General features: G+C 68.5%; 8 protein-coding genes. 7 read left to right on the top strand and 1 reads right to left on the bottom strand.

Translation table 11 applies throughout. From position 1 onward, the window contains the following. Position 1: 1 nt before the first annotated feature. Positions 2–3697, top strand: coding sequence for a hypothetical protein (locus tag E6J58_16750; GenBank protein ID TMB35273.1), 3696 nt, complete (start codon positions 2–4; stop codon positions 3695–3697). A 93-nt stretch (positions 3698–3790) separates the two neighbouring features. Beyond that, a complete protein-coding gene (locus E6J58_16745; GenBank protein ID TMB35272.1) occupies positions 3791–4957 on the top strand; it encodes an exo-alpha-sialidase in 1167 nt (388 codons plus the stop codon). A 42-nt stretch (positions 4958–4999) separates the two neighbouring features. Here E6J58_16745 and E6J58_16740 read toward each other — a convergent pair whose 3' ends face one another. After that, a complete protein-coding gene (locus E6J58_16740; protein ID TMB35271.1) occupies positions 5000–5941 on the bottom strand; it encodes a D-glycerate dehydrogenase in 942 nt (313 codons plus the stop codon). A 57-nt stretch (positions 5942–5998) separates the two neighbouring features. On the opposite strand from E6J58_16740, the gene E6J58_16735 reads away from it, so the two are divergent. The 5 genes from E6J58_16735 to E6J58_16715 all read left to right on the top strand — a co-directional run. Next, positions 5999–6475, top strand: coding sequence for a YbhB/YbcL family Raf kinase inhibitor-like protein (locus E6J58_16735; protein TMB35270.1), 477 nt, complete (start codon positions 5999–6001; stop codon positions 6473–6475). A gap of 55 nt (positions 6476–6530) precedes the next feature. After that, on the top strand, positions 6531–7100 hold the full coding sequence (locus tag E6J58_16730; GenBank protein ID TMB35269.1) for a dehydrogenase: 570 nt from the start codon (positions 6531–6533) through the stop codon (positions 7098–7100). Between the two features lie 21 nt (positions 7101–7121). Beyond that, complete coding sequence (locus E6J58_16725; protein ID TMB35309.1) at positions 7122–9773, top strand: formate dehydrogenase; 2652 nt, start codon at positions 7122–7124, stop codon at positions 9771–9773. Between the two features lie 2 nt (positions 9774–9775). Next, positions 9776–10543, top strand: coding sequence for a 4Fe-4S dicluster domain-containing protein (locus tag E6J58_16720; protein ID TMB35268.1), 768 nt, complete (start codon positions 9776–9778; stop codon positions 10541–10543). Beyond that, on the top strand, positions 10540–11163 hold a 624-nt coding region (locus E6J58_16715; GenBank protein TMB35267.1), incomplete at its 3' end, for a polysulfide reductase. The genes E6J58_16720 and E6J58_16715, both read left to right, overlap by 4 nt.

The following is an 11163-nucleotide window of genomic DNA, read 5'->3' as shown; positions in this document are numbered from 1 at the left end:
AATGGTCGCACTAGCGGCGGCGCTGTTGATTGCGGCGCCGCAAAACGTCCTGGCCGCCGGCGGTGGAAACGCCCTGACGCTGCCGGCCCAGCGACACCTGGTGCGGCTCGATCCTCAGAACGGCGCCCCCGCCACCTGGCTCCTGGCCGTGCAGCAGGACGGCGCAAGTGGGCACTGGCTCTCGATGTACCGGAGCACGGACGAAGCGCAGACCTGGCGCTGGTACGCCCCGGTCCAGGACGTTTGCTGCGAGCGCGATACGCCGGATCTGCTCGCCGTCGGGATGGACGTCGCGCTGGTCTATTCCTGGGAAGGGCCGACGCTCTCGGGCTCGACGGCGCACGACGTGTACTTCCAGTGGTGGCGATGGAACGGCAACGCGGACTGGGGGTCGCAGACGGCGGTCAAGGTCTTCGACTCGACCTCCAGCGCAACGGCGTATCTGCGCGCGGAGCTCGCGCGCGATTCCTTGGGACGGCTCTGGGTCTGGGCGCAGCGGCTGAACGCCGACGGCACGTTCACGATGGTGATGGCGGTCAGCAGCGACGGGGGCGCGACGTTCCAGGCGCAGCCTTCGCTCGATACCTTCGCCGACCGGCCCGGTGGGCGCATCCTGCCGGTAGCCGGAAATCAGCTCATGCTGATCTACGGCACGCACGGGGTCGAGGCCGGTTACATGCGCCTGCGCACGGACACCGATCCCGTCTCGACCTGGGGCGCGCGCCAGGCCGTGTTTCCCGAGGGCATCTACCATGGCGCGGCGCTGAGCGCCGCCGGCGACGGCGGCGGCGGCGTGTACCTCCTCTACAAGGACGTCAACGGTCAGCTCTGGTATCGCCGCTGGAGCGGAAGCTGGAGCGGGCGGACGCAGGTGGAGAGCGCCGCGGACTGGGCGCTGCAGCCCGCGATCACGCGGGTGGGCGGCAGCCTGGTGATCTTCTGGAACCGCGTACTGTCCACGAACACGAACTACCAGTTCTTCTACCGGGTGCTTGCGAACGGGTCGTTCGGGAGCCCCGTCCTGCTGGACGGTAGTGGCGGCTTCCAGGGATATCCGGCGTCGGCCGAGACCCTGCCGAATACCGTTCCCCGGATCCCCTGCTTTTACGGGAAGACACCCGACGCGAGCAGCAGCGGCAACGTCGCGCTCGCGTTTGCACCCACGCCGAATGCCGCGCCCCCCGCCCCCGACGCCGGGACGCCCGACGCCGGAACGCCCGATGCCGGAGCGCCTGATGCCGGAACTCCCGATGCGGGACCTCCTCCTGCGCAATCCGGCATTCTCTTCAGCGACGACTTCAAGCGAACCACCGGGCTCGGCCCGAACTGGCGTGTCGTTTCCGGATCGTGGCACACCAGCGCGACCACTCCGCGGGCCGAATCGGACCTGGACGGCAGCGACCAGGCGGTAGTGCAGAGTCTCTCCTGCGCCGACTGCAGCGTGTCCGCGCAGGTCATCAATTTCTCGGCGGGGGTAGCGGAGCTCGACCTGCGCCAGCAGTCCTCGAACGATCGATACGACGTCGCGCTGCTGGCGAACGGCAACCTCCAGATCCGCCGGCACAACGGCGCAACGGTCACCGTGCTGGGCGAGGCGCCGAGCGGGATCCCGGATCTGGGTTGGTGGGCGACCATCGCGCTCTCGGCGACCGGCTCGAATCCGGTGAACCTCGTCGCGTCGGTGGACGGCGTGACGAAGCTGGTGGTCAACGATTCGTCGCCATCCGCCATACGCGTGGCGGGTACGGCGGGGATCTGGACCAACCTCGCGGGAATCTGGTTTGTCAAATTCACGGTGACGGGAGCGCCAGCTGGCGGGACCGACGGCGGAACGCCCGATGCCGGTTCCCCCGATGCCGGAACGCCCGATGCCGGTTCCCCCGATGCGGGTACGCCCGATGCAGGACTTCCCGACGCCGGGCCGCCCGATGCAGGACCTCCCGATGCCGGCTCGCCCGATGCCGGCCCGCCCGATGCCGGCTCGCCCGACGCCGGTTCCGGAGTCCTGTTCTCCGACGGCTTCAACCGAGCTACGGGCCTCGGGTCCAACTGGCGTGTCGTTTCCGGATCGTGGCACACCAGCGCGACCACTCCCCGGGCCGAATCGGACCTGGACGGCAGCGACCAGGCGGTGGTGCAGAATCTCTCCTGCGCCGACTGCACCGTGTCTGCACAGGTCATCAATTTCTCGGCGGGGGTAGCGGAGCTCGACCTGCGCCAGCAGTCCTCGAACGACCGCTACGACGTCGCGCTGCTTGCAAACGGCTCGCTGCAAGTCAGGCGCCACAACGGCGCGACCGTGACCGTGCTCGGACAAGCGCCGAGCGGGATTGCGGACCTGGGATGGTGGGCGACCATCGGTTTGTCCGTGACCGGGTCGAACCCGGTGAAGCTGGTGGGCTCGGCGAACGGCATAGCGAAAGTGATCGTGAACGATTCCTCGGCCTCAGCCGTCACGGCGGCGGGAACAGCGGGGATGTGGACGGACCTGGCGGGCATCTGGTTCCGCGACTTCACGGTCAGCGGGAGCAGAGCCGCGGGCGGTACCGACGGCGGTACGCCCGATGCCGGGCCTCCCGATGCGGGTCCACCCGACGCCGGGTCTCCCGATGCGGGTCCACCCGACGCGGGACCGGCCGATGCCGGACCGGCCGACGGTGGCGGGACGCTCTCCGCGACCGTCACGTACACCGAGACCGGCTTCGATCTGATGGCCGTCGATCGCTCCGGAACGGCGTACGGCGTGAACCTCAACGCACCCGAATCGCAGGTCTGGACCACGGTGGACGGCCGTAGCTGGACGCGGCGCGGCGGCACCGCAAATGGCGCGTCATTCTGGATGATGACCCCTCTGTCCGACAACACGCTGATCGCCGACGTGGTGACGAGCTCGGGCCATGCGCTCGCGCGCTCGACGGATCACGGCGTGACCTGGACGCAGGTCCTCAACACCGGCGTGTATCGCACGCTCACGCCGCACAGCTTCGCCGAGCTGGACGGCGTCGTCTTCTTCATCGAGTACCAGGTCTTCACCACCGCCTCGACGCCGATCCGGCTGTGGAAGTCGCTCGACCGCGGCGCTACCTGGTCCGTGCAGTTCACCTTCCAGGGTCACCGGCACGCCCACGGCCTGATGCCCGATCCGGCGCGCCACGCGCTGTTCGCGTTCTTCGGCGACTTCGACAACCAGTCGGGCCTCTTCCGTTCCACGGATGGAGGCGCCAGTTGGAGGATGATCATCGGCAACACGCAGGCCGGAGACATCGTGGATGGCGTCGTGCTTTCCGACGGCTCGTTCCTCTGCGGCCAGGACATCAGCTACCGTGGGTCGATTCCCGATACTCCGCAGATTGCCCGGGTCGCCCTCGACGGCACCGAGACCGACTATCAGCAGCTTCCAACAGCCAGCTACTCGACCCACGCAATCAGCGCCGGCGGTTACGTCGTGGGGGCGACGTACGAAACGAGCAACGACATTTCCCCGCCGGGTTGGACCCGCGGTTCGCTCTGGGGAAGTGGCGACGCCATCCGCTGGCAAAAGCTGCTGGACGTCCCACAGCTCGACCCGAACGACGACGTCCGCACCGACGTCTACTGGGAGCTCGCCACCGGAGAGCTGGTCGTGAGCGTCCGCAATGCCTCCGGCTTCGGCCCCGGCGGCCGCGGGTACATGCTCCTGCACACCACGCGACAGTGATCGGCCTGGAGGACGGCCCCGTCCGTCTTGAACTGAGCAGCACCCGCATCGCCAGGCCTTAGTCCCGGCCGCCGCCGCCTCACCTTTGCGGCGATGACACGTGCCACGGCCGCAGTGGCGGCGCTCGCCCTGGTCGCTTGCGGTGGCTCTGTCCCGCCGGCCGCGCACTCCACTACGGACTCCACAGACGCAGGCGGTCCAGCGCTGCCGCCTGGGGACCCCCGCGACGCCGGCTCGCGCCTGGCCGCCGAGATCACCTACACGGAGACGGGCTTCAATCTGCTCGCCGTCGATCGCGCGGGCACCGCGTATGGCGTCAACCTCGCCGCCTCGGACGCGGAGCTGTGGTCCAGCGCCGACGGCCGCGCCTGGTCGAAACGCGGAGCGACCACTGGCGGGGCCTCGTTCTGGATGCTTCAGCCGCTCTCGGACGGCACGCTGCTCGCCGACGTGGCGACAGGCGCTGGCCATGCCATCGCCCGCTCCACGGACCGTGGCGCGACCTGGACGGAAGTGCTCCCGCTCGGAGCGTACAGATCGCTGACGCCGCACACCTTCGCCGAGTTGGACGAGGCGGCGTACTTCCTCGAGTACCAGGTCTTCACCGCGGGCAATGCCCTCATCCGCCTCTGGCAATCGGTGGACGGAGGCGCGACCTGGGCCGTCCGTCGCCTGTTCCAGGGTCATCGCCACGGCCATGGGCTGATCGCCGACCCGGCCCGACACGCGCTCTGGGCCTTCTTCGGCGACACGGACTTGCAGTCGGGCGTGTACAGGTCCACGGATGGAGGAGCCACCTGGACCGCAATTGTCGCGGGGTCGCAGGACGGCGACATCGTCGACGCCACCCTCCTGCCCGACGGCTCGCTGCTGTGCGGCCAGGACATCAGCTACCTTCCACCGCGTCCGGGGATCGCCCGGATCGGCCTCGACGGAAGCGTGACGCGCTACCAGACGTTGCCGTCCGCGAGTTACTCCACGCACGCCATCCGCGCGGGCGGTTACGTGGTCGGCGCCACCTACGAGCTCGACGCCGACGTCTCTCCGGCGGGCTGGAGGCAGGCTTCGCTCTGGGGAAGCGCGGATGGGGTCCACTGGGAAAAGCTTCTCGACGTCCCCCAACTCGACGCGAAACAGGACGTCCGCGCGGACGTCTACTGGGAGCTTCCCTCCGGAGAGTTGGTAATCAACGTGCGCAACGCGGCAGGGTTCGAGCCGGGCGGGCTCGGTTACCTCCTGATTCGCACTACTCGCCGATGACCTTGATGAGCACGCGCTTGTCGCGGCGCCCGTCGAACGACTTCATTGCGCGGCGACCTCGTTCACCGCGCTGGTAGGGCGTTCTCCCCGCAGCACCCGCTCGACCTGCTCCAGCGCAATCCGGGCCATGCTCTGGCGGGTTTCCTGCGTAGCGCTTCCCAGGTGAGGGAGCAGGACCACGTCGTCGCGGTTGAGCAGCCCGGGGTGGACTGCGGGCTCGTTCTCGAAGACGTCCAGTCCCGCCCCTCCCAGGTATCCGGACTCGAGCGCGGCGACCAATGCCGCCTCGTCGACGATGGGGCCGCGCGCGGTGTTCACGAGCATCCCGCCGCGCTTCATCCGCAGCAGCTCGGCGGCGCCGATCAGATGGCGCGTCTGCGCATTCAGCGGGCAGTGAATGGAAAGGACGTCGGACTCCTGCAGGAGCTCGTCGAAGGGCACGCCGCCGCCCCGGGCGGTGAAGAAGACGCGCATTCCGAACCCTTCCGCGCGCCGCGCCACCGCGCGCCCGATGCGGCCATAGCCGAGGACGCCGAGCGTCCGGCCGCGCAGCTCGCGCCCGAGGAGCATCGTCGGCGCCCAGCCGCGGAACGCGCCTGCGCGAATCAGCCTTTCTCCTTCGCGGACGCGGCGAGCCAGCGCGAGGATCAGCGCCCAGGTCAGGTCCGCAGTCGCGTCGGTGAGGACGTCGGGCGTGTTGGTGACCCAGACGCCGCGGGCGGTGCACGCCGGGACGTCGACGTTGTCGTAACCGACCGCGTGGTTGGCGACGATGCGCAAACGGGGAGCGGCATCCAGGAGCTCGCGGTCGACGCGATCGCCGAGCACCGCGAGCAGCGCCGACACCTCGCGCACGCGGCGCAACAGCTCGCGGCGCTCGAGCGCCTCCTCGGAGTCGTGCTGATCGATCTCGATGCCCGCTCCCAACACGCTGTCCGGCGCGAGCGCCAGCCTGCGGGTGATCAGGACGCGCGGCTTCTCCACCGGCCCTCTCTATCACGAGCCTCTTGACGAGGCCGGACGGCGGAGCAGAGTGCGCGCATGCTGACCATCCGCTCCCCCGACTTCGAGAACGGAGGCGAGATTCCGCAGCTCCATACCTGCGAGGGAAAGGACGTCTCTCCCGCGCTGGAGTTCGCCGGAGCTCCCCAGGGCGCGAAGAGCCTGGCGCTGGTGGTCCACGATCCCGACGCGCCCGATCCCGCCGCTCCGCGCATGGACTACGTGCACTGGGTCCTCTACAACCTGCCACCGGACTGCAAAGGACTGCCTCGGGGCGTCGCCGAGACGGCGCTGCCGGGCCGGGCGCTGCCGGGGCTCAACGACTGGAAACGGATCGGCTACGGCGGCCCATGTCCACCCGTCGGACGCCACCGCTATTTCTTCGTCCTCACCGCGCTCGACATGGTGCTCGACGATCTGAAGAAGCCCACGCGACAGCAGCTCGAGCGCGCTTTCGCCGGCCACCTGCTGGGGAAAGCAGAGCTGATGGGGACGTATCAGAAGCGCGGGAAGTAGATCGTTTGAGCACAAACGATATGCGCGCGCCCCAGCCGCGCCATACCTTCCCTGCGTGGGCCTCTTCAAGGTCTTGTCGAGCGTGTGGCCGGTCGCCCGCCAGGCGCTCCACGGCGATCTCACGGCCCTGGGCCCGTCCGCCTGGACGGAGCGCAGCGCCGGGTTGCGCCCGCGCATCGATGGCGCGGAAGTCCACAAGTCCGTGTGTCCGTACTGCGCCGTCGGGTGCGGTCAGAACGTCTACGTCAAGGACGGACGCATCCTCGACATCGAAGGCGACGAGGATTCGCCGGTCTCCCGCGGCCGCCTCTGTCCGAAGGGGGCGGCAACCTTCCAGCTCGTCACCGGCTCGCATCGCATCGATCGCGTCCTTCATCGCCGTCCGTTCGGGACGCATTGGGAAGGGATCCCGCTCGCCCAGGCGATGGAGATGGTCGCGCAGCGCGTGAAGAGCGCGCGCGATCAGACCTGGGAGGACAAGGACCCGAAGGGAAACGGCGTGCAGCGCACGCTCGGGATCGCGCACCTCGGCGGCGCCACGCTCGACAACGAAGAGAACTACCTGCTCAAGAAGCTTTACACCGCGCTCGGCGTCATCCAGGTCGAGAACCAGGCCCGGATCTGACACAGCTCCACGGTGCCCGGTCTGGGCATCTCGTTCGGACGGGGCGGGGCGACGACGTTCCAGCAGGATCTGAAGAATGCCGACGTCATCGTCATCCAGGGCTCGAACATGGCCGAGTGCCATCCGGTCGGGTTCCAATGGGTGATGGAGGCGAAGGCGCGCGGGGCGAAGATCGTCCACGTCGATCCGCGGTTCACCCGCACCAGCGCCATGGCGGATCTGTACGTGCCGCTGCGCGCCGGTACCGACATCGCGTTTCTCGGCGGCATCATCCGGTACATCCTCGAGAACGACCGCGCGTTCAAGGAATACGTCGTCAACTACACCAACGCGCCGGTCATCGTCTCCGACGACTATGCGGATCCCGAGGACCTGGAAGGGTTCTTCAGCGGCTGGGACGCCGCGTCCGGCGAATACGACACCGAGACGTGGAAATACGCGGACGTCGGCGACATGCCCGCCGCGGGCCACAAGGAGGTCGTCCCCAAAGGTGTTCCTCCGAAGGTCCGCGGGCTCGACATCACGCATCGGAAATCCGACCCGTCGCTGCAGCACCCGCGCTGCGTCTACCAGATCCTCCGCAAGCACTTCGCGCGCTATACGCCCGAGGCGGTAGCGGACATCTGCGGCGTTTCCCCGGAGAAGTTCCTCAAGGTTTGCGAGTGGCTCTGCGAGAACTCCGGGCCCGATCGTACCGGCGCCTTCTGTTACGCGGTGGGATGGACGCAGCACACCGTCGGCGTCCAATACATCCGCAGCGCCGCCATCATCCAGCTGCTGCTCGGCAACATCGGCCGGCCCGGCGGCGGCATCATGGCGCTGCGCGGCCACGCGAGCATCCAGGGGTCGACGGACATCCCCACGCTGTTCAATCTGCTGCCCGGCTACCTGCCGATGCCACATGCGAACCACGACAACCTGAGCGAATACCTCCGGATCAATTCCGCCGGCGCGGGGTTCTGGTCGGAGTATCCGGCGTACTTCGTGTCGCTGATGAAATCGTGGTTCGGCGAGGCGGCGACCGAGGAGACGGACTGGGGATTCCGCTGGTTGCCGGCGATCTCCGGCGACCATTCGCACATGACGACGGTCGCCGACATGGCGCAGGGCAAGCTCCGCGGCTACTTCGTCATCGGCGAGAACCCGGTCGTCGGATCCAGCAACGGGGCATACCACCGGGAAGGGCTGCGCAAGCTGGAGTGGCTGGTGGTCCGCGACTTTGCGCTCACCGAAACAGCGGAGTTCTGGCGCACCGCGCCCGAGATCGCGAGCGGCGAGATCCGGCCGGAAGAGATCGGCACCGAGGTCTTCTTCTTCCCGGCGGCGACGCATACCGAGAAGGACGGCTCGTTCACGAATACGCAGCGCATGCTGCAATGGCACCACAAGGCGGTCGAGCCGCCCGGCGACTGCCGTTCCGACCTGCAGTTCACCTACGAGCTCGGCAAGCGGCTGCGCGAGCTGTACGCGGATTCGACCATCGATCGCGACCGGCCGATTCGGGCGCTGACGTGGGACTATCCCGAGCTGAAGCCCGGCGAGCCCGACGCGGAGGCGGTCCTCGCGGAGATCAACGGCCGCGACCTGGTCACCGGCAAGCCGTTGCAGAAATACGCGCAGCTCAAGCGCGACGGCAGCACCGCCTGCGGCTGCTGGATCTACGCCGGCGTGTACGCGAATGGCGTCAACCAGGCGGCGCGTCGCAAGCCAGCGCGCGAGCAACACTGGGTCGCGCCCGACTGGGGATGGGCATGGCCCGACAACCGCCGGATCCTCTACAACCGCGCTTCCGCGGCCCCGGACGGAAAGCCCTGGAGCGAACGCAAGAGATACGTCTGGTGGGACGAGGAGGCGCAGAAGTGGACCGGCTACGACAACCCGGACTTCATCGCCGATCGGCCTCCTGCGTACCGGCCCATCCTCGGCGCCACCGGCCTGGACGCGATCTCCGGCGTCGATCCGTTCATCCTCCAGATCGACGGGAAGGGCTGGCTGTACGCGCCGGCGGGCCTGCTCGACGGTCCGCTTCCGACACACTACGAACCCGAAGAGTCGGTGGTCGAGAACCTGCTCTATCGGCAGCAATGCAATCCGCGCCGCCTGGAGTGGCACACCAGCAGCAACCCGTATCATCGCGCCTTCGCCGATCCGCGGTTCTCGTGCGTCCTCACCACGTACCGGGTCACCGAGCACCACACGGCCGGCGGCATGAGCCGCTGGCTCTCCTGGCTCTCCGAGCTGATGCCCGAGATGTTCTGCGAAGTATCGCCCGAGCTCGCCGGCAAGCGCGGGCTCGTGCACGGCGGCTGGGCGACGATCTCCACCGCCCGCGGCGACATCGAATGCCGCGTACTGGTGACGCGCCGCCTCTCGCCCCTGCGCGTCCGCGGCCGCACCGTGCACCAGATCGGGGTGCCATATCACTGGGGCTATACCGGCCGCGTCCGCGGCGACTCCTCGAATGACCTCCTCGCCTTCGTCGCCGACCCGAACGTGCACATCCAGGAATCGAAGGCCCTGACCGCCGACATCCGCCCTGGGCGGCGCGGTCGCGTGCGGCGGGCGGCGGTCCACGGGTTCCCCGCGCGGCCGGAGCTGGGGCCGCCGCGCGACATCGTCGGGCTGCGGCCGTTCAAGCAGCAGCCGCTGCAGCACGACCCCGCGAAGGAGTAGCGATGAAGGGCTTCTTCACCGACACCACGCTCTGCATCGGATGCAAGGCCTGCGAGGTCGCTTGCAAGCAGTGGAACCAGCTCCCCGACGACGGCTTCAACTTCACGGGCCTTTCGTACGACAACACCGGGCATCTCGGATCGTCGACCTGGCGCCACGTCTCCTTCGTCGAGCGCCCGGTCCCGCTCGGCGGAACGCTCTCGAGCTTCTCCTGGCTGATGATGTCCGACGTGTGCAAGCACTGCGCGCGTGCGGGATGCCTCGAGGCTTGTCCCACCGGGGCCATCGTCCGCACGGAGTTCGGCAGCGTCTACGTGCAGCCGGACATCTGCAACGGCTGCGGCTACTGCGTCTCTGCCTGTCCCTTCGGCGTCGTCGATCGGCGCGGCGACGACGGCCGGGCCTGGAAGTGCACGCTCTGCTACGACCGCCTGAAGGCGGACCTGACGCCGGCCTGCGCGAAACACTGCCCCACCGGATCGATCCAGTACGGGGATCTCGTCGAGCTGCGCGTCAAGGCTCGCTCCCGCGTCGAGGAGCTGCACGCGCAGGGAATGGGCGAGGCGTACCTCTACGGAGCCGATCCGGAAAGCCAGCCCGGGACCGGCGGTTTGAACGCCTTCTTCCTGCTCTGCGATCGCCCCGAGAAGTACAACCTGCCTCCTGATCCGGTGGTGCCGACGAAGAAGGTGCGGCGCAGCTGGCTGTCGATGGGAGCCGCGGCGGTCGGGCTCGCCGCGCTCACGCTCGCAGCGGTGGTGACGCCATGAGCGATGCGACGGATCCCGCTCGCAGCGTTCCGTTGGATGGGCGGAACATCGACCAGCATCTTGGAGCGCTGCGCGGCGAGGGTGCGCTCCAGCGCATCGGACACGTCGACGAGGCGCGGCCGTTCGAGCGGCGACCGTGGCGGCGTGAAGCGACGGCAGATGACGATTCGTACTACGGCCTGCCGCTGTTGAAGGAGTCGGTGTGGAAGTGGCCCGTTCCGACCTATTTCTACGTCGGCGGGCTGGCGGGCGCATCGGCGGCCTTGGGCGCCGCCGCTTCGCTGTTCGGTCGAGGAAAGCTTCCCCGCATTGCGCGGCGTGCACGCTTCATCGCGGCGGCCGGCGCAGTGGCCAGCGCCGGCCTGCTCATCGAGGACCTGGGGATGCGCAAGCGGTTCATCTACATGTTGCGGGTCTTCCGCCCGACCTCGCCGATGAACCTGGGGACATGGCTGCTCTCGGCCTTTGGCGGCTGCGCCGCGGCGGCGCTGCTTCCCGGGCGGATCGGCGATGCGGCAGCGCTGGCCTCCGGAGTCGTCGGCTTGCCGCTCACCAGCTACACCGGCGTGCTGCTCGCGAACACCGCCGTGCCGCTCTGGCAAGAGGCGCGGACGACGTTG

The sequence above is a fragment of the Deltaproteobacteria bacterium genome (genome assembly GCA_005879535.1).
Lineage (GTDB): Bacteria > Myxococcota > Myxococcia > Myxococcales > 40CM-4-68-19 > 40CM-4-68-19.
This window is presented reverse-complemented; position numbering and strand designations above follow the sequence as displayed.

Coding starts and splice junctions, on each gene's coding strand:
- E6J58_16750 (TMB35273.1), top strand. CDS start 2: ATGGTCGCACTAGCGGCGGCGCTGTTGATTGCGGCGCCGCAAAACGTC.
- E6J58_16745 (TMB35272.1), top strand. CDS start 3,791: ATGACACGTGCCACGGCCGCAGTGGCGGCGCTCGCCCTGGTCGCTTGC.
- E6J58_16735 (TMB35270.1), top strand. CDS start 5,999: ATGCTGACCATCCGCTCCCCCGACTTCGAGAACGGAGGCGAGATTCCG.
- E6J58_16720 (TMB35268.1), top strand. CDS start 9,776: ATGAAGGGCTTCTTCACCGACACCACGCTCTGCATCGGATGCAAGGCC.